Genomic DNA, 22,204 nt, shown 5'->3' on the forward strand with positions numbered 1-22,204 from the left:
CCTAGGACGCCTATGGTGACCACGTGGCGGCGGGCGAATCGTGGAGTCCTTTTGAGAACGAGGTCATTGTTTCCGCGTATCTCGACATGCTCGACCGCGAACTGCGCGGCGAGCCCTTCGTTAAGAGCAAAGTCAACGAGGACGTCCGGCAGAAGATCGGCCGATCGCGCGGCTCCGTCGAATACAAGTTCCAAAATGTCTCGGCTGTGCTCATCGAACTCAGCCATCCGTACGTCCGGGGCTACAAGGCGGCATCCAACTTTCAAGAATCCCTCCGTGACTCGGTCGTGGCACAGGTGCAAGCCCGGACCGATCTCAGGACAGCGGCGCTGGATGACTTCACCCGCGAGCCCACACCCCATCCCGACTTCGCCTGGAACCTGACCGACGCTCCCAGCGTGGAGTTCAGCCCTCACCGCGACTTCCTGCGGCGTGCGACCAAGGTTGACTTCGTGCAAGTCGATGCTGCGAACCGGTCCCTTGGGCTGGCCGGTGAACGGGCTGTTGTCGAACTCGAGCGGACTCGACTGCAGCAGGCGGGTCTCGACAGCCTGGCCAGGCAAGTGAGGCATGCAAGCCAGGACGAGGGAGACGGCCTCGGTTACGACATACGGTCGTTCGATCTGTCGGGTGAAGAGAAGTTCGTCGAAGTCAAGACCACGCGCCGAGGTCCACAGTGGCCCATGCTCATCTCTCGCAACGAGGTGCAGTTCAGCCAAGAGGAGAGCGCACGGTTCCACCTGTATCGAGTCTTCGATTTCGATCAGCCAATACGTGGTCTCTACGAGCTCCCGGGCAGCATCACGCAGAGTTGCACGCTGCGCCCAGCGGTATACGAGGCATTGCCTGCCTAGGGTCCGGAGTGCGCCACCCTCCGGGTCTGGCGTTTCAATGCCGCTTAATCACCACGACTCCGATTCCTGGGACTGGCGTCCCGAAGTCCACCGACGAAGCTGGCGATGACTGGGACGACGGGAGGAAGGCGTTGCCCCTGCCTCCGTCGACGAAACCATCTCGTCCTCGGCCGTCGCGCCGTTCACGGCTGACGGCCAGGAAGTCCGCATAAGACTTCCCAGGCCAGAAGCTATACGGACGGTCAGACCGAGTTCGCCGTGAACCCCGCGTCTCTGAAGACCGACCGACGACGAAGGCCCTAACCCGAGAGCTGCTCCAGAAGCTGTGCGACCGAATCGAGGACTCTGTCCGCGTCCTGGCTCTGCTCCACCAAGGTCTCCACTCCAGACCCCACGATGTGGGCTACAAGATGGGCCGCATTGCCCTTGTAGTTCTTGTCCAAGTCCTCCAGCGACGGGCCTGGCGCAAGTTCCCGGGTCTGCTCACGGTGGGCCCCGCGGACGCGCGTAAACAGGCTGATGAGCATGTCGAGCGACTCCTCACCGCGGCGTCGCCCCGCCAGGATGATGACCTCTGACGGTGGTCGCGGGATTACGACCTCTTCAGACACATCGACGTCCCCCTGATCGCCAGAGCTGTCGCCGAAGGCCACGAGCGCCATGAATCACGCATACGTCAGCGGATACCGTGCTCGTTCCATGCGGCCCGTCTCGCCTTGAGTAACTGAGTCGGGGATCCAGGGTGTGGACATGAGGTCCAACGCACGTTCAGCAGAGGGACGCACGCCCCCACTTTAGGTCTCCGCCTGCCGCAAGTACCTCACGCTTGCCCTCCCCAGGCCGGCCGCCACCGTGGTGGATGCCCCGGACCGATCGGACGGATCACATGAGGAGCGGCCCCGAGGAAGTCCTCGGGGCCGCTCGTCGTGACTACTGCTTAGGTCAGCTGCAGCCGCTGGTGCTGCCGCAGCCTTCGCAGACGTAGCAGGACCCCGCCGGGCGCATCTTCGTGCCGCAGGTCATGCACATCGGCGCGTCAGCGGACACACCCTGGAACTTCTCGAGCAGCTCGGCCGACGAGTGGACGTCGCCCGAGATCTCGCGAGCCGAGGCCGCACCGGCGCCGGACTTCACCTCCGACGCGTGGTCCTCGCCATCGGCAACCGCCGGGGACTCCCCCGCGGTCTTCGGAGCAGCCGCCGCCGTCTTCTTCGGCGATGCTGCACCGACGCCCTGAGAGAACGACTCGATCTCGTCCTCGAGCGCCTCGGCGTCCTCGTCGTCGACCGTCGAGGGGGCGTACGAGCCCGTCTCGAGCTGGCGCTGACGCTCCTCGGCGGTGTGGATGCCCATGAACGACCGGGTCTCGAAGTCGAGGTGGTCGAGCGCCAGACGACGGAAGACGTAGTCGACGAGCGACTGGCCCATCCGGATGTCCTGGTCGTCGGTCATGCCGGCCGGCTCGAAGCGCATGTTCGAGTACTTCTCGACGAAGGTCTCGAGCGGCACGCCGTACTGGAGGCCGACGGAGACGGCGATGGAGAAGGCATCCATGACTCCGGCCAGGGTCGAGCCCTGCTTGCCGAACTTGAGGAAAACCTCACCGAGGCGACCGTCGGCGTAGGTGCCGGCGGTGAGGTAGCCCTCGGCGCCACCGATCGCGAACGACGTCGTCTGCGAGGAGCGACGCTTGGGCAGGCGCTCACGCGTCGGGCGGTAGACGACCTTCTCGACGACCTTGGCCTCACCGGCAGCGGCCGCGTCGGCAGCGACACCGGCAGCCTTGTCCGCCGCAGCGTCCTTGGCGGTCGAGCCACCATCGGACAGCGGCTGGCCGACCTTGCAGTTGTCGCGGTAGACCGCGAGTGCCTTGAGGCCCATCTTCCAGCCCTGGACGTAGACGTCCTCGATCTCCTCGACCGACGCCGTCTCCGGCAGGTTGACCGTCTTGGAGATGGCACCGGAGAGGAACGGCTGGGTCGCAGCCATCATCCGCACGTGACCCATCGGGGAGATGGAGCGCGCACCCATGGCGGTGTCGAAGATCTCGTAGTGCTCGGTCTTGAGACCGGGCGCGTCGATGACGTGACCCTTGTCGGCGATGTACTCGACGATCGCCTCGACCGTCTCCTCGGTGTAGCCGAGCTTGCGCAGGGCACGCGGGATGGTGAGGTTGACGATCTGCATCGAGCCGCCACCCACGAGCTTCTTGAACTTCACCAGCGAGAAGTCCGGCTCGATGCCCGTGGTGTCGCAGTCCATCATGAAGCCGATGGTCCCGGTCGGGGCGAGCACCGAGGCCTGGGCGTTGCGGTAGCCGTTCTTCTCACCGAGCTTGACGACGGCGTCCCACGCCTTCGTCGCGGCGCGGTGGATGTCCTTGTCCATCGTGTGCAGCGTGCGGACCGCGTCGTTGGCGGCGGCGTGCTTGCGCATGACCCGCTTGTGCGCGTCCGCGTTGCGGGCGTAGCCGGCATACGCACCGACGACACCGGCGAGCTCGGCGGAACGCTTGTAGGCGGCACCGGTGAGCAGCGACGTGATCGACGCGGCGAGCGCGCGGCCACCGTCGGAGTCGTAGCCGTGGCCCGTCGCCATGAGCAGCGCGCCGAGGTTGGCGTAGCCGATGCCGAGCTGGCGGTAGTTGCGGGTCGTCTCGCCGATGGGCTCGGTCGGGAAGTCCGCGAAGCAGATCGAGATGTCCATCGCCGTGATGACGAGCTCGGCGACCTGCTGGAACTTCGCGACGTCGAACGTGTCGTCGTCCTTGAGGAACTTGAGCAGGTTGAGCGAGGCCAGGTTGCACGAGGAGTTGTCGAGCGACATGTACTCGGAGCAGGGGTTGGACGCGGTGATGCGGCCGGTCTCGGGGTTGGTGTGCCAGTCGTTGATCGTGTCGTCGTACTGGATGCCCGGGTCGGCGCACTCCCACGCGGCCTTGGCGATCTTGCCCATGAGCTCGCGGGCGTCGACGGTCTCGATGACCGAGCCGTCCTTGCGCGAGCGGAGGCCGAACTCGGTGCCGTCCTCGACCGCACGCATGAACTCGTCGTTGACGCGGACGGAGTTGTTGGCGTTCTGGTACTGGACCGAGACGATGTCCTTGCCACCGAGGTCCATGTCGAAGCCGGCGTCACGCAGAGCGCGGATCTTGTCCTCCTCGCGCGCCTTGGTCTCGACGAACTCCTCGATGTCGGGGTGGTCGACGTCGAGGACGACCATCTTGGCCGCACGACGGGTGGCGCCACCGGACTTGATCGTGCCCGCGGACGCGTCGGCGCCACGCATGAACGACACCGGGCCCGAGGCCGTGCCACCGGAGGACAGGAGCTCCTTGGACGAACGGATGCGCGACAGGTTGAGACCCGCGCCCGAGCCGCCCTTGAAGATGAAGCCCTCCTCCTTGTACCAGTTGAGGATGGAGTCCATCGAGTCGTCGACCGAGAGGATGAAGCAGGCCGAGACCTGCTGCGGGCTCTTGGTGCCGACGTTGAACCAGACCGGCGAGTTGAAGCTGAACACCTGGTGCAGCAGGGCGTAGGTCAGCTCGTGCTCGAAGATCTCGGCGTCCTCGGAGGTCGAGAAGTAGCCGTGCTCCTTGCCCGCCTTGACGTAGGTGAGGACGACGCGGTCGATGAGCTGCTTGAGACCCTGCTCGCGCTCGGGGGTGCCGACGGCGCCGCGGAAGTACTTGGTCGTGACGATCGTGGAGGCGTTGACGCTCCAGAAGTCGGGGAACTCGACACCGCGCTGCTCGAAGATCGTCGCGCCGGTCTTCCAGTTCTGCTGGACGACGTCGCGCTTCTCCCAGGTCACCTCGTCATAGGGGTGGACGCCCGGGGTGGTGTAGATGCGCTCGATGGCGATTCCCTTGTCCTTGGCGGACTTGCGGGCACCTGCACGTGCACCGGCGGTCTCGGTCATGACTGCTCCCTCTTCTGCCCGGCGCCGCCGGACGTTCGTGTGACCTGCTACATGTCTATCCGCGACCACTGACAGTGGCGCGGTCCTGCTTTCGTGCTTCGTTTCTTCGGTGTGCCGGTCAGTCCGGCGGGGCGACCGAGGCACCCTCTGAGCCCGACGGCATACGCCGATCCGGCTCCTCCCCCGTCGCGTCACGTTCGACGCGGAGCAGGGTGATGGCCTGCTCGAAGTCCTCGAGGCTGTCGAAGGCCTGGTAGACGCTCGCGAACCGCAGGTAGGCGACCTCGTCGAGGCTGCGCAGCGGCTCGAGGACGGCGAGGCCGACCTCGTGGGCGTCGATCTCGGCCTGACCCGCGCTGCGGATGCTCTCCTCGACCTGGTGGGCGAGCAGGGCCAGCTGGTCCTCGGTGACCGGTCGGCCCTGGCAGGCCTTGCGGACACCGTCGAGGACCTTGGAGCGGCTGAACGGCTCCGCGGCCCCCGAACGCTTGACGACGGACAGGGCTGCCGACTCGAGGGTCGTGAAGCGCTTGCCGCACTCGGGGCACTGACGGCGGCGACGGATGCTCGACCCGTCGTCGGTGGCACGCGAGTCCATCACGCGGGAGTCGGTGTGACGGCAGAATGGGCAGTGCATGGACCGGACTCCTCTACGCGTGTGGCAACGGTGCTTGGGGACAACTCTGGGGACTCGTTGGGGACAACGTGTGGAGAACCGCCCCGCCCCTGTGAACCATATGTGGATGAACTACATCGGTGTAACCACTAGATGTAGTGCCAAGTATGCGCCCGTGTGACCCGCGCCGCAAGCCCCTCCGCGTCACTTCTGCGTGTCGCGCCGCAGCCGTGCGGCGCGAGCGGTTCCGCACCGGCGTGTCGCGCCGGCTGCGCGGCGGCAAGACAGACCCCAAGTGCCCCAATCAGCCCCAAGACGTGGCCTAGTGACGCAGTGTTAGGGAGGCGTTGGGGCATTGGACCCCCTGCGAGGTCCAGGTTCTTCACGATGCGACCCCTGAAACGCCGCAATCTGCTTACCTAGTGACGTGCCACCTATACACGGCCACCCGTTCGACGCTGAGTTCACAAGATTGTCAGAGTCCTGCTTCACGCCTACGGGAGAGCGCACTTCTGTAGGCGCGGAGCGCAGACGACTGGCCCTGGCGGAGCATCGTTCGATGTACCGGAGCGAGTTGATTCGCTTCTGGGGCCAATCAATCGCTGCATCCGTACCTATCGCCCTGACTGGCGCATGGATTCTGGACTCATGGGCCTTCGAATGGGCCATCGCGCTCTTTCTTATTGCTTTGGCCACGACGTTGGGCGCGCGCCAACGAACCCTCGCACGCATCCCCAAGAAATACTCAGACCGCGTAGCTGACGACAACCACTTCGATAGGAGCCTGCAACTGTGGGCCACATTCGGGGACAGGGAACGCGCCACAATCATTAGAAGATCAGTGTGGGCCGCACGGCGTAATACTGCCTTGGGTGTCGTTCGCGGTGTCGTTTCCACCGTGTTCGATATCCCATTTGACGACATGGCGGACTGACTCATCCAGCAGGTATGCCGGCCGCCCACGGTGGGCGGCCGGCATACCTCGTCGTGGGTTCGGCTCAGAGGGTCGGACCCTGGGAGCGGAGCTTGTCGACCTCGCTCATCGCCTCGCGGAGCTGGCCGAGCCACTCGTCGGCGTGCTGGCCGACGAGCCGGACCGACCACGCGAGGGCGTCGCTGCGGGAGCGGGCGACGCCGGCGTCGACGAGGGTGTCGAGCACCTGGCGCTCGGGCTGGCGCAGCCGTGTCATGACCGGAGCGGCGAGGTGGGTGAAGAGGGCCTGGGTGCCGCCGAGACGGACACCCCACGAGACCTTGCGCTCGTAGCGCGACTCAGCCTCCTGGGCGATGGAGATGCGCTGCTCCTTGGTGTCGCTGCGCCACCGGCTGATCCGGCCCTCGTTGGTGGCACTGTTCTCGGCGTCGCCGAGTTCGTCGGGGAGCGTGCCGATGACGGTGATCTCGTCGCGGTCGACGTGGACGTCGACGTCGGTGAACCACTCGTCCGGGAGACGACCGGCGAACCAGTCTTGGGCGTCGTCGGCGTTCGGGACGTCGGCCTGCTGCCAGCCGCCGGGGCGGCCCATCCCGCGTCCGCCGCCGGGCCCGCGTCCGCCGCCGGGCCCGCGCCCGCCGCCGGGACCACGTCCGCGACCCGGCCCGCGGCCGGGCATGCCGTGGCGCTGGCCACGGTCGGTGGGACGGGGCGTGTCGTCGGTGTCAAAGGGTGTGTGGTGGGACCTCATGAGGGGTCTCCTTCCTGATCCTGCTGCGCTGCGTGTTGCAGTGCTTACACCATTACACAACTACAGACGATGCGGAAGTGTTCCCGCGCCACAACGCAGACTGCCGGGGGTGAGCGAGGTGCTCACCCCCGGCAGTCGGGGTCAGGTCGACGTTCGTCGACGTGGCCGGTGCGTCAGCTCACGGCCTTGAGGGCGTCGACCATGCCCTCACCGAAGTAGCTGTTGTCCTCGGGCGTCCCGACACAGGCCGGACCGCTCGCGACGCTGCACGCCGTGTCGGTCGCGTCGGCACGCAGCTTGGCGACCATCTGCTCGGGCGTGAGCTCCGGGTGGGCGGACTTCATGAGCGCGAGGACACCCGCGACGTGCGGGGAGGCCATCGAGGTGCCGCTCTTGGTGCCGTAGCCGTTGTTGCGCACGATCGTCGAGAGGATCGAGCTGCCGGGGGCCGAGACGTCGATGACGCCCAGTCCGCGGTTCGAGAAGGAGGACAGTGCGCCCGTACGGGTCGCGGACGAGACCGTGACGACACCGGGGAGCTCGGCCGGGATGTCCTGGCACGTGTCGTTGAGCTTGCGCACGACCGGCTTGGGGGCGTCGTTCGGGCTGCCCGCGTCGGTGATCTTGGTCTTGTCGGACAGGTCGTAGGCGGAGTTGCCCGCCGCGGCTGCGTGGACGACGCCCTGCTTGGTCGACCATGCGACGGCGCGGCTCACGGCCTCCTTGGCGGCTGCCTGGTCGGGCTGGTCGGCGCACCAGAACTCGAACGGGTCGACGTAGTAGCTGTTGTTCGTGACGTCCATGTGCTTCTCACCGGCCCAGACGAAGCCGCAGACGGCGTACTCGGGGTAGATGAAGCCCTCGTCGCTCACGACCTTGACCGCGGCCATACGCACGTTCGGGGCGACACCGACGATGCCGACACCGTTGCGCGGCGCGGCGATCGTGCCGGCGACGTGGGTGCCGTGGTCGCTCGTCGTGGGGTACCAGCCGGTGGCCGACGTATCCGGACGCCCGGCGTCGGTGCAGTTGACCGAGGTGGCGACGTCGATGTTGGGCTGGAGGTCCGGGTGGTCCGGGTCGATGCCGCTGTCGAGGACGCCGACGAGGACGTTGCGCGAGCCGTCGGTGATCTTGTGGGCCTGGTCGGCCTTGATCATCTTCATGTCCCACTGCTCGCCCTCACGGGCGTCGGTCGTGTCGGCCGGGCTGGTGGGAGCCTCGATGTCACCGTTGGTGGGCTTGTTGGCGCCCTTCTTGTAGCCACTCGCACCAGGACCCCAGGGGGCCTGCGCGTCGGCCGGCGTCCCCTCGAGGACCTCGGCGGTGCGCGTCGCGCCGACCGATTCGAGCGCGTTGCCACCGGCGGCCCGCACGTCGGCGCGGAAGGCCGAGCGCTGCGAGTGGGCGACGACGACACCGATCTGCGGCCAGCTCTGGACGACGACGCCGCCGGCCTTGGCGACGGCCTTCTCGACGAGACGGGTCTGGCCGGGGTTCGCGACCTTGGCGTTGAGGATGTAGCTCATCGTCGTCCCGTCCGGCGCCGCGATCGGCACGGGGGTCGATGCCTCGGACGTGGATGCGGACGCCACGGTGGGGACACCGCCGAGCAGGGCGACGGCTGCTGCCGCCGTCGCTGCGACGGCGAAGGTCGTCCGCCGACGCTGACTGGTACGAGTCATTCTCACTCCGTAATCAAGGGGGATCCGCCCGTGACACGGACGGGCCACCCCTGCAGAGGGTGGCGTGCCCCATCCTGACTAGGAGGTCTGACAAACACCAGAGCCCCCCGGCGTCGCGTGGCGCCCATGGCCCACCTTCGACACACTTTGGTCCGCGAGCAAGCGAAAGCCTGTCAGGAACAGACATATCCCCCGGTGCGACGTCCATGGCACGATGCGTGCCGCGCCCAGGTGCGGCGCCGGTCGGAGGTCGGCCCCAGGTGCGGGGCCGGCCGGAGGTCGGCACAATCGCCCCATGACCACCGAGCCGCAGTGGCAGACGCACCCGGTGACGCCCGACCGGTTCGAGGACTTCGCCGACGTCATCAACAGGAACCGGCGAGCCACCCACTGCTGGTGCCTGTCGCACCGACTCACCGCGGCCGAGATCACCGAGCTCGGCGGCGACGGTGACGACCAGCGCGAGCGGGCGATGCGCGCACTGTGCGAGCGCGCGCACCCACCGGGCGTCGTGACCTACCGCGACGGCGAGCCGGTCGGCTGGTGCAACATCGGCCCCCGAGCCGAGATCACGCGGCTGCACCGCTCGACCCTCATGCTCCCCACCGACGACCTCCCCGTCTGGAGCATCGTCTGCGTCGCCGTCCGCAGCGGCCACCGCCGACAGGGCGTGAGCCAGCACCTCATCGACGGCGCCGTCGCCTACGCCGCCGCCCACGGGGCGCCCGCGGTCGAGTCGCACCCCGTCGATCCGGACGGCCGGATGGACCTCACCATGGCGTTCGTCGGGACGAGGGCGATGTTCGAACGCGCCGGGTTCGAGGTCGTGGGCACCACGGACGCGACCGCGAGCAAGATGCCGCGGCTGACGATGCGCCGCACTCTCACGTCATGAGGCGTGACAGAGCTCAGCGCGTGGCCTCGCACCGCGCCTTGAGGCCGGCAGCCTCGGTGGCCAGGTAGCGCTCGGTCAGCCGCTTGAAGAACAGCCGGCCCATCACCGTGCCGAGCGGTCCTGCCTGCCGGACCGTGAGCCGGACCCGCACGCTGCCGCCCGCACCCGCACCCGTGCCGGCCACGATCCGGTGCCGCGCGGTCGTCCTCACACCCGGACCGGTCGCGACCCAGGTGAACCCGGCGCCCGGGTCGAGCTCGGTGACGACGTACTCCGTCGGCGGCAGGCGTGGCTGCTCGACCCTCACCCTCGACCCCAGCCCGAGGCTCTCGGCGTCGAGCCGCGTCACCGTCGTCACGGTCTCGGTCCACTCGGGCCAGCGCTCCACGTCGCTGAGCACCTCCCAGACACGCTCGGGCGACGCATGGATCTCCACCTCGGTGCTCTGCTCCATGACCCCAGTGTCCCGCTGCGACAGGATGGCGTCATGACCCGCACCGTCTCGCGTGACTGGGTGGTCCGCAGACGCCTGGCGGTCCAACGCCTCTCCTCGGCGCCACTCCCCCGCGCCGCCGACGTCGTCCGCCTGCTCACCTGCGTCCAGAGCCAGGACGCACCCCTCGCGGCACACTCGCTCGCGATGCGCTCACGCACGACGGAGTATGCCGACGTGCTGGCAGAGCAGTCGGCCGGCGGCTGGGTGCGCACCCACGTCCTGCGGCCTACGTGGCACCACGTGGCACCCGAGGACCTGCGTTGGATCCAGGCACTCACCGGGCCCAAGGTCGAGGGCGGCATGCCGGCGCGCCACGCCCAGCTCGGCATCACCCCAGAGGTCAAGGAGCGCGGCACCGAGCTCCTGCGCCGGCTGCTCTCCGGCGGCCGGGCGATGACCCGCAAGGAGCTCGGTCCGCAGTTCGCCGCGGCCGGTCTGCCCGGCCCCGGCGAACCCATGGCGCACCAGCTCATGACCGCCGAGGTCCGCGCGGTCATCTGCTCGGGTCCACCCCGAGGAAGCGAGCACACCTACGTGCTCGTCGACGAGACGATCCCGCCGGCACCCTCCGACGCGTGGTCGCGGGAGCAGGCGCTCGTCGAGCTGACCCACCGCTTCTACGCCGGGCACGGCCCGGCGTCCGAGCGTGACCTCCAGCGGTGGAGCGGCCTCACCCTCACCGAGATCCGTCGCGCCACCGCGGAGCTCACCGGCTCACCCGAGCTGCGACACAGCCACCCGCTCGAGGCGGTCCAGTGCGGCGACGAGACCCTGTGGTTCGACCCGTCGCTCACGGCGCGCACGACGCGCGATCACCCGGCATACCTGCTGTCGACCTTCGACGAGGCGGCCCTGACCTACCCGGTGACGGGTTTTCCCCGTCGCAACCGCGACGCGGACCGCACTCGGCTCGTGTCCGAGGCAGGTGGCGGCATCGTCGTCGTCGGCGGGCACGACGTCGGGACCTTCAAGCGCAAGGTCGATGCCCGGCGGACCCTCGTGACGGTGCGCCCCGACGCCGACCTCACGTCGGCAGAGCGCGCCGGGGTCGGCGAGGCGGCCGAGGTCCTCGCCGACTTCCACGGGCTCCCGCTCGACCTCACCTGGGCCTGAGGCGGCCGAGCCGGCCGACTGGGCTCAGGAGTCGTTGGTGCCGAAGCCGTCGCGCTGGGCGCGTTCGTGCGAGTCCTCGGTCTCCTCGAAGAGCGTGACCGTCAGCCCCGCCGGCGCCTCGAGCCGGGAGTTGAGCGACTGCCACGGGGTGAGCACCGGCTCGGCGACGACGGTCGCCCCCGCCTCCTCCGCGTCGCGGGTGGAGGTCTGCGCGTCGTCGACCTCGAACGCGATCCGGATCTTCGGGCTGCGTATGCCGTCCGCCTCGACCCGGTCGATCGCCTCTCGGTGCGCCGGGCTGGCGATCTCGAACGTCGCGCGCCCGGCCTCGAGGATCGCCACGCGGTCCTCCGCACCCTCGGAGAACGCCGCGATCTCGTCCATCCCCAGCACGTCGCGATAGAACCGGACGGCCTCGTCGTAGTCCGGGGCCTCGACCACCACCCGGAGCTGTCGGACCCTCTGCACGCGCGTGTCGTCGTCGCTCATGCCCCCATCAACCCCCACCAGCACCGACTTATTGCCCCTGCGGGACACCGAGACGCCCGTCCCCTGCGAGCGGACGGCTCTGCCGGGCACGACGTCGGGTGGGCGGGCACCCCGGTGGGCTCGCCGGCGAGCCGCCGACTTCGGCCCAGGGCACGGCAAAGGGCGCCCCGCACAACTGTGGCGGGGCGCCCTCCGTGCTGAGCCGGCGAGGGGTCGAAGCTCGCTGGGGACTCAGGCCCGAGCCGGGGTCGAAGCGGCTCGGAGTGTGTGGTCGTCAGCCCTGCGGGATGACGATCGTCTGGCCGGCGCGGACCTGGGCGCTGCTCAGGCCGTTGGCGAGCTGGAGCTCGGCGACCGCGGACGCGACCGACATGCCACCGAGGTGCTCGGCGGCGATCTGGGACAACGTCTGCCCCTGCTCGACCGTGACGGTGGTCGGAGCACCGGTGGCCGACGCTCCCCCGGTCAGCCCGACGAACGCGGCCACGAGCGCGATGAGCAAGACGGTCGTCGTGATCGCCAGACGCCCGGCGCGGGTTAGGCGCAGCGCGGGTGCGGCGGCCTCTCGGACCGACTCCCCCGTGGGGACGAGGACGAGCCGCGGACGCTCGGGACGACGCGTCGGGAGCGGGACGGCATACCCGGCTGCGGTGTCATAGGCGACAGCTGCACTCATGAGGTCCTCCTGGGTCGAAAGGACGTTCGATAGAACGTCTGTACGATTTCTAGCACGGATGTTCGACGACTTCAAGACACGCCTCGAACAGATGTTTGAAACACCTGCTCGAACTCCGTACTCTGTGCTCATGTCAGGAAGCCAATCAGGCACCTCTGACAACGCCCCTGCGAGGAGACGAACCATGAGCGACAAGCGCCGCCAGGACGCCGACGACGCCGCCGTCCACGAGCTGCCCGACCGTGACCCCGGCGACGGCACCCTCACGGTCCGCCAGCGCAAGGTCCTCGACGTCATCCGCAACTCCGTCGACCGCCGCGGCTACCCGCCGAGCATGCGTGAGATCGGCCAGGCCGTCGGGCTCACCTCGCCGAGCTCGGTGTCACACCAGCTCAACGCCCTCGAGAAGAAGGGCTACCTGCGTCGCGACCCCAACCGTCCCCGCGCCCTCGAGGTGGTCTCCCCCGACACCCCGAGCGACATCCGCGGCTACCGCGGCGGAGCGGCTCCGGACGACGTGGACGCCGACCTCGACCCCACCGGTTCCGGCGACGTCCGTCCCGAGGCGAGCTACGTCCCCGTCCTGGGCCAGATCGCGGCCGGCGTCCCGATCCTCGCCGAGGAGACGGTCGACGAGGTCTTCCCGCTGCCCAAGCAGATCGTCGGAGAGGGCTCGCTCTTCCTGCTCAAGGTCGTCGGTGAGTCGATGATCGACGCCGCCATCTGCGACGGCGACTGGGTCGTCGTGCGCCAGCAGCCCACCGCCGACAACGGCGACATCGTCGCCGCGATGCTCGACAACGAGGCGACGGTCAAGACGTTCAAGCGCAAGGACGGCAAGGTGTGGCTCATGCCGCACAACCCGGCCTTCGACCCGATCGACGGCGACCACGCGACGATCCTGGGCAAGGTCACCGCGGTCCTGCGCCGCGTCTGACCTCAGCCCGCTCGGTCGGTCCGCTCCCCCACGGCGCGGGCCAGCGACGACAACGTCACGCCGAGCGGCGCATCGATCCGATGCGTCGTCTCGGCGTCGCCGCGTGTGGGGCCCCTCGTGATGACGACGACCGGTATGCCGCGTGCGGCCGCCCGTCGCACGAACCGGTAGCCGCTCATCACCTTGAGCGAGGACCCGAGCACGACGAGCACCGGTGCGGCGTCGGTGAGGGCGAAGCACCGGTCCACGCGGTCGCGCGGGACCGACCCGCCGAAGAAGACGACGTCCGGCTTGAGGGTGTCGTCACCGCAGACGAGGCAGCGGGGGGCGACGAAGGTCCGCACCGCCGCGTCCTCGAGCACGATGTCGCCGTCGGGCCGGATCTGGCTGCTCACCTGCGAGCCGTCGGGCGCCGACCCGAGCGCCCGGGCTCCGAAGCCGGGGTTCGCATCGTGCATGAACGCCTGCACGAGGTCGCGGTCGACGCGTTCCCCGCACATGAGGCAGACGACCTCGGCCAGCGAGCCGTGCAGCTCGACGACGGCGCGGGTGCCGGCGTCCTGATGGAGCCCGTCGACGTTCTGTGTGATGACGGCGCCGAAGGCCCCGGAGCGCTGGAGGTCGGTGACCGCGAGATGACCGTCGTTGGGCTCGGCCGCGGTGAAGCGCTGCCAGCCGATGAAGCTGCGCGCCCAGTAGCGCTGGCGCGCCTCGCTCGTCGCGGTGAACTTCTGGTGCGACATCGGGGTGACCCGACGGTTGCCGTCGGGCCCGCGGTAGTCGGGGATGCCGCTCTCGGTCGACATGCCGGCGCCGGTGAGGACAAGAGCGGGACCACGTTCGTGCAGCAGGCTCGCCACGTCGGCGACGCTCACTGCCCGGGGCACGTCCGCACTCACCCGAACATCGTAGGCAGGTCCTGCGACAGCGGGCGCTCGCACCCGAACGCCTCGGCGGCTCACTCGCCGGGACACGCGTTCTGGTGGACCAGGGCGGAGGTGACCATCCAGCGCCAGTCCGAGGAGGTGGCGCCCGCGTGGGCCCCGGCGCCGCACTGGCACCTCCAGTTCCACCGACCCAGGGCGTCGCAGCTGACGTCCGGGTGATGGGTGCGGCGGGCGGTCCGCCGTCTCGCGCTCGTTCTCATGACCTTGAGGAGCGGCCGCGGCCGCTGCTGATACACGGTCGGTGCATCACACGTCGTCACGAGGACTGGAATCTCGATAACCGAGCGTTATAGAATCCATCCGTGATCGATGCAGCAGGTCTCCGAGTCATGCGCGCCATCGCCGATGAGGGAAGCTTCACGGCGGCCGCGCTCTCGCTGGGCTACTCCCAGCCGGCCATCTCGCAGATGGTCCGCCGCCTCGAGACGCGCACCGGGACGACGCTCGTCGAGCGGGTCGGTCGCAGCGTCCGGCTCACCGAGGCTGGGGCCGTGCTCGCGCGCCACGCGGGACCCGTGCTCTCGGCCCTGGACGCCGCCGAGGAGGAGGTCGCCGCGATCGCCGGGCTGCGCTCCGGGCGCGTTCGGCTCATGGCCTTCCCCAGCGCCTCGGCCACGCTCGTCCCCAAGGCGCTCGCCAAGGTCAAGGCCGACCACCCCGGCGTGACGATCACCTTCAGCGAGGCCGAGCCCCGGGAGTCGCTCGCGGCCCTGCGCGCCGGCGAGTGCGACCTCGCCGTGGCGTTCGTCTACGAGGGCACCGACCTCGGCCGCGGCGAGGAGGACCTCGACGCCTTCGTCACCACTCCCCTGCTCGATGACGAGGTGCTGCTCGCCGTCCCGCACGACCACGCCCTCGCCAAGGCCAAGAAGGCCGACATGGCCACGCTCAAGGACGAGACGTGGATCGCCGGCTGCCCGCGCTGTCGCGGTCACCTCCTCCAGCTCGCGAGCACGGCGGGCTACGTCCCCGACATCGCCTACGAGACCGAGGACTACGTCGCGGTCATGGGGCTCATCGCCGAGGGTCTCGGTGTCGCGGTCATCCCCGACCTCATCCTCAAGACGGTCCACCACGAAGACGTCGTCGCCCTCCCGATGACGCCGGCCTCGCGTCGCCACATCGTCGCCGTGACGACCCCCGACCTCCAGCGCGTCCCTGCCGTCAAGGCCACGCTCGACGCGCTCGTCGAGAGCGCCAAGAGTACGAGCGCCAAGCCGTCCCGCGCCACACGCTGACGCGACTGCCCTGCCGACCCTTCCACCACTCCTGCTTCAGCGTGAGGTGACCACCTCCAGTCCGCCGCCGCTCTCCTCGACGAGCGCCACGTGGCCACGCTGATCGGTGCGGTAGACGGCATACCCGTTGCGACTCAGCATCGTCAGGTGCCCCTGCGTCGGGTGACCGTAGTCGTTGTCCTTGCCGACCGAGATCACCGCCACCGGTGCGCGCACGGCAGCCATGAGCCCCGCGTCGAGGTTGGCGCTGCCGTGGTGCGGTGTCTTGACGAGGTCGAACTCCCCCGCGGCGGAGGCCATCGCCGGGTCGCGTCGGAGTCGCAGGAGCAGGTCGTGCGCCGCCTCGCGCTCCACGTCGCCGAGCAGCAGGACGTCGGCCTCCCCCGCGTGGACAGCGAGGACGACGCTCGCGTTGTTGGGCACCGAGCCCGCGGCGATCCGTCGGACCGGGGCCCACACCTCGGCGTGCACGTCACCGAAGTCGAGCCGGTCACCCGCCGCGAGCGACGACATCGGTATGCCGTGTGGTCGCGTCCATCCGACCACCTCGCCCACCTGCCAGGCAGGCTCCGCGACGGGTGAGGTGAGGACCTGCCCCACCCGCCGCCCGGCGAGCACACCGGGGAGTCCCTCGACGTGGTCGGCGTGGAAGTGGGTGAGCACGACGGCATCGACCACCTCGACCCCGAGTGAGTCCAGGCAGCCGTCGATCGCAGGCGGGTCGGGCCCGGCGTCGACGACGAGGGCGCTCCCCGGGCCGGTGCGGATGACTGCGGCGTCACCCTGGCCCACGTCGCAGAACACCACCCTCCAGCCGGGTGGCGGCCACGTCACCACGCGGGTGGGCAGCGCCATCGCGCCGGTGAGCGCTACGACTGCCACGGCGACGACCGGCTTGAGCAGCGCGCACCGCGCCAGCCACCGGCCGGTGAGCACGGCCAGGGCCGTGACTGCCGCGAGGAGCAGCGCACCGCGCCCGCCGTCGGGCCAGGGCATCGTGCCGCCGGGCACGTCGCTCATGACCCGGGCGGTGCGGGCGATGCCGAGCGTCGGGACGGCGCCGAGCCACCCGATGAGCTGCGCCGGTGCGTCGGCCACCACCGACACCACGGCTGCCACCACGCCCGCGATCGTCGCCGGGGCGACGAGCGGGGCCGCGACGAGGTTGGCCACGACGCCGATGACGCTCACCGACCCCTGGAGCAGGACGATCAACGGTGCACACATCGCCTGTGCCGCGACCGGGATCGCGACCGCCGGTCCCACGAACGCCAGCCGCGTCGGCAGGTGCCGCGCGATCGCATCGCCCCACGGCCTCGTGAACAGCAGGAGACCGAGTGTGGCGAGCGCCGACAACGCGAAGCCGAACGACCTGGCCATCCACGGGTCGACAACGAGGACGATGACGATCGCCCCCGACAACACGGGCAGTCCCGCGCTGCGTCGCGAACGGCTCACGCCGATGAGACCGATGAGCCCCATCGCCGCGGCGCGCACGACGCTCGGCTCGGGACGGGCGAGCACGACGAACCCGACGATGGCCAGCGCCACCACCCAGGGCCGGAGGCGTCGCGGCACCCCGAGCAGCACGCACAGTCCGAGCACCATCCCACCGACGACGGCGATGTTGGAGCCCGACACCGCGGTGAGGTGCGTCATCCCGGTCGCCTGCATCGCCTCGGTGAGGTCGGCGGGCGTGCGGCTCGTGTCGCCGATGACGAGCCCCGGCAGGAGCCCACGGGCGTCCGCCGGTGTCGGGTCGACCGCCCGTCGCAACCCGGCCCGCAGGTGCTCCGCCACCTGTGCGACCCGGCCCGCGGGCTCGATGACCTCGTGCGAGGACACCCGGAGCACGGCCAGCTCGGGGCGTCCCGCGTCGGGTCGGGCCAGCCGCCCGTGGAACCGCACCCTGTCGTGCCACCTCACCGACCGCAGCCCGGCATCGCCGCGGATCGTGACGGGTGCGTGGACACGGCTCGAACGACCACGCCCCTCCACCCGGTATGCCGTCGCCCGCGCCATGACGACCGGCTCCCGTCCCAGTCGCGCGGCTGGGGTGAACGGGTCCGAGGTCATGGTGGTCTCGAGGCTGACCACCGCGCCCGCGCCGGTGAGGGTGTCGAGGTCGCCCACGGCCCGCAGTGCGTGCTGACCGTTGCCGGCCACCTGGAGCAGCAGCGCCACGCCCACCATGAGGAGCGGCCCCGGCCAGCGTCTGCGGACGACGACCAGGACGACCGCGGCCACGCTCAGACCGGCGGTGAGCGAACACCGCGCTGGAGCCGGCCACGTCAGCGTCCACGCGAGCAGCGCCCATCCGACGAGCGCCGGTGCGAGCATCCGCAGGTCGCTGAACCTCACGGTCTCGCGCTCCCACTCCGGCGGAGCCGGCCGTGCGTCCTCAGCACTCACAACGTCACCTTGGGCGTGAGCTGGGCGAGCAGCTTCTCACCGATGCCGCTCACCTCACCGAGCTCCTCGACGCTGGTGAACCGACCGTGCTCGGTCCGCCAGTCGAGGATCCGCTGGGCCAGGACGGGACCCACCCCGGGCAGGGTGTCGAGCGCGGACAGGTCGGCCGAGTTGAGGGCGACCTTGCCACCGGCGGCACCACCCGCACCCGCCTGTGCCCCACCGCTGTCGGTGGATCCGCCTGCCCCACCGCCACCGGGGACCGGTGTCCCGACGCTCTCACCGGGTCTGGGCACGACGACCTGCTCGCCGTCGACGAGCACGCGGGCGAGGTTGACCGCGGCGAGGTCGGCCGATCGGGTGGCGCCACCGGCAGCGGTCACCGCATCGCCCACGCGTGAGCCCGCCGGCATGCGGTACACCCCGGGCGTGCGAACCTGTCCGACCACGTGCACGACGAGCAGGGCCGCGGCCGCACCAGTGCCGGCTCCCCCACCGCTCTCCGTCGGGGAGCCGGCTGCCGTGGCGGCCGGGCCAGTGGGCGAGCCGGTCGGTGACGCACGGGACAAGGTCGACGTCCCCCGGCTCACCCCAGCGACTGCACTGTCGGGTGCTCTGGCCCCGACGGTGTCGCCGCCCGACCCTGCCCACCACACCCGCACCCCGAAGACGAGCGCGACGAGGACCACGACGACGAGGACGCCGAGCGCGGCCGAGCGGCTCGGCGCCCACCTCGCACCGCGCAGGCTCGACGGCAGCTCGAAGACCGGACCACGAGTGACCTCGAGTGGTCGGTGGCGTCCCCGCTCCGCACCCTCGACCTGACCGACACCGGGGTCGGGATCCCGCGACCGCACGCGCGCGAGAGCGCGCGGCGAGAGGGCCTCGGGGTCGCGGCGGGACGGCATACGTCGACGTTAGGAACCACACGACGAGCACCCAACCCGAAGCCCGGCCACCTGTGCACGACCGAACGCGCGCCGCGGCGCTGTGGACAACTCAGCCCGTGAGGCGCCCCGCCCAGATCGCGATGTTGCGCCGGTGCCTGGCCAGCACGAGCAGGGCCATGACGACGAGCCACACGCCGGTGCCGCGGTCGATGTCGGTCGTGGCGCGTACGGTGAGGACGACTCCGGCGACGAGCAGGAACCCCGTCGCCAGCACCGAGGCGTCCCCCAGCCTCTTGACGAACGGCAGGGCCACCGCGAAGACGACGACCGCCACGAGAGCCACCCACGGCGCGACCGCGAGGATCGCCCCGAACGAGGTCGCGACACCCTTGCCCCCGCGCCCACCGAGGTAGGGACTGTAGATGTGCCCGAGCACGCACGCCACCCCGCCGAGCAGCGCGACCCAGGTGCCGAGCGTGCGCAGGACGACGAACGTCGGCAGGAAGCCCTTGAGGACGTCGAGCAGGCCCACCGCGATCCCCCACTTGCGGCCGATGACCCGGCCGAGGTTCGTCGCACCCGGGTTCCCGGACCCGACGCTCGAGACCTCGATGCCACGACGACGACCGACGATCGTCGCGGGGTTGATGCCGCCGATCGCGAAGCAGAACGTCGCGGCGACGAGCGCCACGAGGATCTGGACCGGGACGGCGAGGCTCACGGCGCTGCTCGTTCAGGCCCGAGGGCTGATCGCGATGGCGAGGGTCCCCGGCCCGACATGGGCCCCGACGACCGCCCCGAGCTCGACGACCACGAGCTCCTCGAGCCCGTCGATCCTCGAGCGCAGGCGCTCGGCGAGCTTGTCGGCGCGCTCGAGCGAGTCGAGATGGTGCACCGCGACATCGACACTCCCCGCGCTGGCGGCAGCCTCGACCGCGAGGTCCTCGAGCCGCGCGATGGCCCGTGACGACGTGCGGACCCGCTCGAGCGGCACGATGGAGCCGTCGCGCAGACCGAGGATCGGTTTGATCGCGAGGGCGGAGCCGAGCAGTGCGTTCGCCTTGCCGATCCGGCCGCCGCGTCGGAGGTGCTCGAGCGTGTCGACGTAGAACACCACCGTCGCCCCGTCGCACCGCGCGCGCACGAGGGCCGCGACGTCCTCCGCCGAGCCGCCGTGCGACGCGAGCTCGGCACCGGCGAGGACGGCGTAGCCCATCGCCATCCCCATCGAGCGGCTGTCGACGACGGTCACCGGCACCGGCGACGAGTTCGCCGCCAGCTGCGCGGAGCCGATCGTGCTCGACATGTCGGCGGAGATGTGGACAGACACGATCGCGTCGGCACCCTTCTCGGCGAGGTCGCGGTAGACGTCGAGGAAGGCCTGCGGCGCCGGCCGGCTCGTCGAGACGGGCTTGAACGTCCGCAGCGCCTCGGCCACCTCGCCGGGCCCGACGTCGACGCCCTCGCGCCGCTCCTGGCCGCCGACGACGACATGGAGCGGCACGACGCCGATCCCGTGGGCCTCGACGAGCTCGGGAGACAGGTATGCCGTGGAGTCGGTGACGAGTGCGGTGGTCACGTCCCGAGGCTAGTGCTCAGGACGCCCCGCCGTGGACGCCGTGCCGACAGCGGCTCACCAGGGCAGGTCGACGAGGGTCTCGCGCTGGTCGTCGACCGGCACCCAGCCGCGCCCTTCCACCTGCTCGTATGCCGTCCCCGTCCCGTTCGCGGCCAGGCTCGCCACCGCGCCGAGGAGGCGCTCGACGTGCTCGTCGGTCGTGGCCAGACCCGCGCTCACCCTCACCGCAGTGGTCACCTCGGCGTCCTCGTCGGACAGCAGGGCGTCGACGAGGAGGTGGGCGCAGAACTTGCCGTCGCGGACACCGATGCCGTACTCGGCCGAGAGCGCAGCCGACACGAGGGGCGAGGGGACGCCGTCGACCGTGAAGGCGACGACCGGGGCCCGGTCGGCATCGTCACCGAAGATGCTGAACGTCTCGACGCCCTCGATGGCACGCAGGCCACCGACGAGCCGGCTGGTCAGACGCTGCTCGTGCGACTCGATGGCGCTCCGGTTCTCACGGATCGCCGCGCAGGCGGCGGCCACGGCGATCGCGCCGAGGACGTTGGGGGTGCCACCCTCGTGCCGTGCGGGGCCGGTCTTCCAGGTCGTGGACAACGGACCCACGGCGGCCGTGGCGCCACCGCCGGCGAGGTAGGGCGTGGCCTTGTCGAGCCAGTCGGCCCGACCGACGAGGACGCCGGTGCCGTAGGGGGCATAGATCTTGTGACCGCTGAACGCGACGTAGTCGACCCCGAGGGTGTCGAGGTCGACGCGGCGGTGACCGACGAGCTGGGCGGCGTCGAGCGCGACCCGAGCGCCCCGGCCCCGGGCCAGGGCGGCAAGGCGCTCGACCGCCCAGTACTCACCGGTGACGTTGGAGGCACCACTGAGCACGACGAGGGTAGATGACGAGGTGGAGCGCTTGAGGGCGTCCCGGAGCAACGCCTCGGCGTCGCGGTGGGTGAGCGGAACGGGCAGCCGAGTGGTGCGGCGCTCCTCCCACGGCAGCAGCGTGGCGTGGTGCTCGCTCGCGAAGACGATGACCTGGGTGCGCCGCGGCAGGGCCTTGGCGAGAAGGTTGAACGAGTCGGTGGTGTTGCGGGTGAAGACGACCTCGTCGCCGTCACGCGCTCCGACGAAGCGAGCGACCTCGTCGCGGGCAGCCTCGTAGTAGTGGCTCGAGACCTGGCTGGCCCACCCCTGACCGCGGTGGACGCTCGAGTAGGTGGCGGTCGCCTTCTCGACCGCGGCCACCACGCTCACCAATGCCGGGGTGGACGCACCGTGGTCGAAGTTGGCGTACTCCACGAGTCCGCCGTCACAGGTCGGCACGAGGGGCGCCGCGACGGTGGCGGGCACCGTGGCGGGGACGGCCGGCGGGCTCTGCGGCTCGACCGCAGGCACGGTGGGTGCCGGGACGGACCGCAGCCACGGCTGGCGGCGTTCGCGGGTGAAGGTGTGCGGAATCGAGCTGGCGATGGACATGTGCTGCTCCCTGGAGAGTCGTTGGACCCTCGAGGTGCTCGGGAGTCCGCGCTTGCCGACTGCGTTGCTGCAGACGACCAGGTCGTCACCCGGAGCACCCCACCGCGGAGGAGGGTTGCCGACCAGCAAGCCGGGGCTATGCGCTGGTACTCATGACCTTGGAACAGGACTCTAGCGTGGGGTGCCCGCCCCTCGGGACCCCTCGTCCATCATCTGGAACCAGCTGCTGAGCCGCCGGCCAGGCATGGACATCGCAATGCGTTTCCCAACAATGCAGACAACGCCGCAAAAGTGCACG

At 70.0% G+C, this 22,204-nt stretch carries 20 protein-coding genes and 1 riboswitch; of the genes, 6 read left to right on the forward strand and 14 right to left on the reverse strand.

Features of this window, described 5'->3' with window-relative positions:
• Nucleotides 1-23 precede the first annotated feature (23 nt).
• On the forward strand, nt 24-854 hold the full coding sequence (locus KLO01_RS16880; protein WP_147067357.1) for a protein NO VEIN domain-containing protein: 831 nt from the start codon (nt 24-26) through the stop codon (nt 852-854).
• A gap of 299 nt (nt 855-1,153) precedes the next feature.
• Here KLO01_RS16880 and KLO01_RS16885 read toward each other — a convergent pair whose 3' ends face one another.
• From KLO01_RS16885 to nrdR, 3 genes are all read right to left on the reverse strand, one after another.
• Nucleotides 1,154-1,516 (reverse strand): hypothetical protein, encoded by a 363-nt coding sequence (locus KLO01_RS16885; protein WP_147067359.1) that lies wholly within the window; start codon nt 1,514-1,516, stop codon nt 1,154-1,156.
• 280 nt (nt 1,517-1,796) lie between these two features.
• Entirely contained in the window at nt 1,797-4,778 is a 2,982-nt protein-coding gene (locus KLO01_RS16890; protein ID WP_147067361.1) for a vitamin B12-dependent ribonucleotide reductase, read from the reverse strand.
• A 118-nt stretch (nt 4,779-4,896) separates the two neighbouring features.
• Entirely contained in the window at nt 4,897-5,415 is a 519-nt protein-coding gene (gene nrdR, locus KLO01_RS16895; RefSeq protein WP_147067363.1) for a transcriptional regulator NrdR, read from the reverse strand.
• A gap of 538 nt (nt 5,416-5,953) precedes the next feature.
• Between nrdR and KLO01_RS16900 the strand changes: the two genes are divergently transcribed.
• Nucleotides 5,954-6,328, forward strand: coding sequence for a hypothetical protein (locus KLO01_RS16900; protein WP_147067365.1), 375 nt, complete (start codon nt 5,954-5,956; stop codon nt 6,326-6,328).
• Between the two features lie 64 nt (nt 6,329-6,392).
• On the opposite strand, the gene abmR is transcribed toward KLO01_RS16900, so the two are convergent.
• Nucleotides 6,393-7,079, reverse strand: a complete 687-nt coding sequence (gene abmR, locus KLO01_RS16905; protein WP_275938382.1) for an ATP-binding transcription factor AbmR — start codon at nt 7,077-7,079, stop codon at nt 6,393-6,395.
• A 173-nt stretch (nt 7,080-7,252) separates the two neighbouring features.
• A complete protein-coding gene (locus KLO01_RS16910) occupies nt 7,253-8,764 on the reverse strand; it encodes a S8 family peptidase (protein WP_147067366.1) in 1,512 nt (503 codons plus the stop codon).
• 295 nt (nt 8,765-9,059) lie between these two features.
• Here KLO01_RS16910 and KLO01_RS16915 point away from each other — a divergent pair, with 295 nt between their 5' ends.
• Nucleotides 9,060-9,659 (forward strand): GNAT family N-acetyltransferase, encoded by a 600-nt coding sequence (locus KLO01_RS16915; protein ID WP_147067368.1) that lies wholly within the window; start codon nt 9,060-9,062, stop codon nt 9,657-9,659.
• 13 nt (nt 9,660-9,672) lie between these two features.
• On the opposite strand, the gene KLO01_RS16920 is transcribed toward KLO01_RS16915, so the two are convergent.
• Nucleotides 9,673-10,113, reverse strand: a complete 441-nt coding sequence (locus KLO01_RS16920; RefSeq protein WP_147067370.1) for an SRPBCC family protein — start codon at nt 10,111-10,113, stop codon at nt 9,673-9,675.
• 33 nt (nt 10,114-10,146) lie between these two features.
• On the opposite strand from KLO01_RS16920, the gene KLO01_RS16925 reads away from it, so the two are divergent.
• Nucleotides 10,147-11,268: a winged helix DNA-binding domain-containing protein gene (locus KLO01_RS16925; protein ID WP_186828102.1), complete on the forward strand. Its 1,122-nt coding sequence runs from the start codon at nt 10,147-10,149 to the stop codon at nt 11,266-11,268.
• A 24-nt stretch (nt 11,269-11,292) separates the two neighbouring features.
• Here KLO01_RS16925 and KLO01_RS16930 read toward each other — a convergent pair whose 3' ends face one another.
• Together KLO01_RS16930 and KLO01_RS16935 are read right to left on the reverse strand one after the other, a co-directional pair.
• On the reverse strand, nt 11,293-11,757 hold the full coding sequence (locus KLO01_RS16930; RefSeq protein WP_147067374.1) for a VOC family protein: 465 nt from the start codon (nt 11,755-11,757) through the stop codon (nt 11,293-11,295).
• A gap of 274 nt (nt 11,758-12,031) precedes the next feature.
• Nucleotides 12,032-12,433 carry a LysM peptidoglycan-binding domain-containing protein gene (locus tag KLO01_RS16935; protein ID WP_147067376.1) on the reverse strand — a complete coding sequence of 134 codons (402 nt, stop codon included), beginning with the start codon at nt 12,431-12,433 and terminating at the stop codon, nt 12,032-12,034.
• Between the two features lie 184 nt (nt 12,434-12,617).
• Here KLO01_RS16935 and lexA point away from each other — a divergent pair, with 184 nt between their 5' ends.
• The gene (gene lexA / locus KLO01_RS16940; RefSeq protein WP_147067378.1) at nt 12,618-13,370 is read left to right on the forward strand and encodes a transcriptional repressor LexA; all 753 of its coding nucleotides are present in this window, start codon (nt 12,618-12,620) and stop codon (nt 13,368-13,370) included.
• A gap of 2 nt (nt 13,371-13,372) precedes the next feature.
• Here lexA and KLO01_RS16945 read toward each other — a convergent pair whose 3' ends face one another.
• Entirely contained in the window at nt 13,373-14,257 is an 885-nt protein-coding gene (locus tag KLO01_RS16945) for a Sir2 family NAD-dependent protein deacetylase (protein WP_147067391.1), read from the reverse strand.
• A 362-nt stretch (nt 14,258-14,619) separates the two neighbouring features.
• On the opposite strand from KLO01_RS16945, the gene KLO01_RS16950 reads away from it, so the two are divergent.
• Nucleotides 14,620-15,555 carry a LysR family transcriptional regulator gene (locus KLO01_RS16950; protein ID WP_147067379.1) on the forward strand — a complete coding sequence of 312 codons (936 nt, stop codon included), beginning with the start codon at nt 14,620-14,622 and terminating at the stop codon, nt 15,553-15,555.
• Nucleotides 15,556-15,591: 36 nt separating this feature from the next.
• Here the strand turns inward: KLO01_RS16950 and KLO01_RS16955 are convergent, their stop codons facing one another.
• From KLO01_RS16955 to KLO01_RS16975, 5 genes are all read right to left on the reverse strand, one after another.
• Nucleotides 15,592-17,967, reverse strand: a complete 2,376-nt coding sequence (locus KLO01_RS16955) for a ComEC/Rec2 family competence protein (RefSeq protein WP_246136284.1) — start codon at nt 17,965-17,967, stop codon at nt 15,592-15,594.
• Nucleotides 17,964-18,875 (reverse strand): ComEA family DNA-binding protein, encoded by a 912-nt coding sequence (locus tag KLO01_RS16960; protein ID WP_147067382.1) that lies wholly within the window; start codon nt 18,873-18,875, stop codon nt 17,964-17,966. Before KLO01_RS16960 ends, KLO01_RS16955 begins: the two co-directional genes overlap by 4 nt.
• 91 nt (nt 18,876-18,966) lie before the next feature.
• The gene (locus KLO01_RS16965) at nt 18,967-19,578 is read right to left on the reverse strand and encodes a glycerol-3-phosphate acyltransferase (RefSeq protein WP_147067384.1); all 612 of its coding nucleotides are present in this window, start codon (nt 19,576-19,578) and stop codon (nt 18,967-18,969) included.
• A 12-nt stretch (nt 19,579-19,590) separates the two neighbouring features.
• Complete coding sequence (locus KLO01_RS16970; protein WP_147067385.1) at nt 19,591-20,436, reverse strand: DegV family protein; 846 nt, start codon at nt 20,434-20,436, stop codon at nt 19,591-19,593.
• A 54-nt stretch (nt 20,437-20,490) separates the two neighbouring features.
• On the reverse strand, nt 20,491-21,906 hold the full coding sequence (locus KLO01_RS16975; RefSeq protein ID WP_147067387.1) for an aminotransferase class V-fold PLP-dependent enzyme: 1,416 nt from the start codon (nt 21,904-21,906) through the stop codon (nt 20,491-20,493).
• Nucleotides 21,907-21,949: 43 nt separating this feature from the next.
• A riboswitch (SAM riboswitch) is annotated at nt 21,950-22,064 on the reverse strand.
• Nucleotides 22,065-22,204 lie beyond the last annotated feature (140 nt).

This window comes from Knoellia locipacati, from assembly GCF_007992835.1.
Taxonomy (GTDB): Bacteria; Actinomycetota; Actinomycetes; order Actinomycetales; family Dermatophilaceae; genus Knoellia; species Knoellia locipacati.

Excerpts from the sequence above, each read along its gene's own strand:
- KLO01_RS16920 (WP_147067370.1), bottom strand. The coding sequence starts at position 10,113 with ATGGAGCAGAGCACCGAGGTGGAGATCCATGCGTCGCCCGAGCGTGTC.
- KLO01_RS16925 (WP_186828102.1), top strand. The coding sequence starts at position 10,147 with ATGACCCGCACCGTCTCGCGTGACTGGGTGGTCCGCAGACGCCTGGCG.
- KLO01_RS16975 (WP_147067387.1), bottom strand. The coding sequence starts at position 21,906 with ATGTCCATCGCCAGCTCGATTCCGCACACCTTCACCCGCGAACGCCGC.
- KLO01_RS16890 (WP_147067361.1), bottom strand. The coding sequence starts at position 4,778 with ATGACCGAGACCGCCGGTGCACGTGCAGGTGCCCGCAAGTCCGCCAAG.
- KLO01_RS16935 (WP_147067376.1), bottom strand. The coding sequence starts at position 12,433 with ATGAGTGCAGCTGTCGCCTATGACACCGCAGCCGGGTATGCCGTCCCG.
- KLO01_RS16900 (WP_147067365.1), top strand. The coding sequence starts at position 5,954 with ATGTACCGGAGCGAGTTGATTCGCTTCTGGGGCCAATCAATCGCTGCA.
- KLO01_RS16960 (WP_147067382.1), bottom strand. The coding sequence starts at position 18,875 with ATGCCGTCCCGCCGCGACCCCGAGGCCCTCTCGCCGCGCGCTCTCGCG.
- KLO01_RS16885 (WP_147067359.1), bottom strand. The coding sequence starts at position 1,516 with ATGGCGCTCGTGGCCTTCGGCGACAGCTCTGGCGATCAGGGGGACGTC.
- KLO01_RS16910 (WP_147067366.1), bottom strand. The coding sequence starts at position 8,764 with ATGACTCGTACCAGTCAGCGTCGGCGGACGACCTTCGCCGTCGCAGCG.
- nrdR (WP_147067363.1), bottom strand. The coding sequence starts at position 5,415 with ATGCACTGCCCATTCTGCCGTCACACCGACTCCCGCGTGATGGACTCG.
- KLO01_RS16915 (WP_147067368.1), top strand. The coding sequence starts at position 9,060 with ATGACCACCGAGCCGCAGTGGCAGACGCACCCGGTGACGCCCGACCGG.
- lexA (WP_147067378.1), top strand. The coding sequence starts at position 12,618 with ATGAGCGACAAGCGCCGCCAGGACGCCGACGACGCCGCCGTCCACGAG.
- KLO01_RS16930 (WP_147067374.1), bottom strand. The coding sequence starts at position 11,757 with ATGAGCGACGACGACACGCGCGTGCAGAGGGTCCGACAGCTCCGGGTG.
- abmR (WP_275938382.1), bottom strand. The coding sequence starts at position 7,079 with ATGAGGTCCCACCACACACCCTTTGACACCGACGACACGCCCCGTCCC.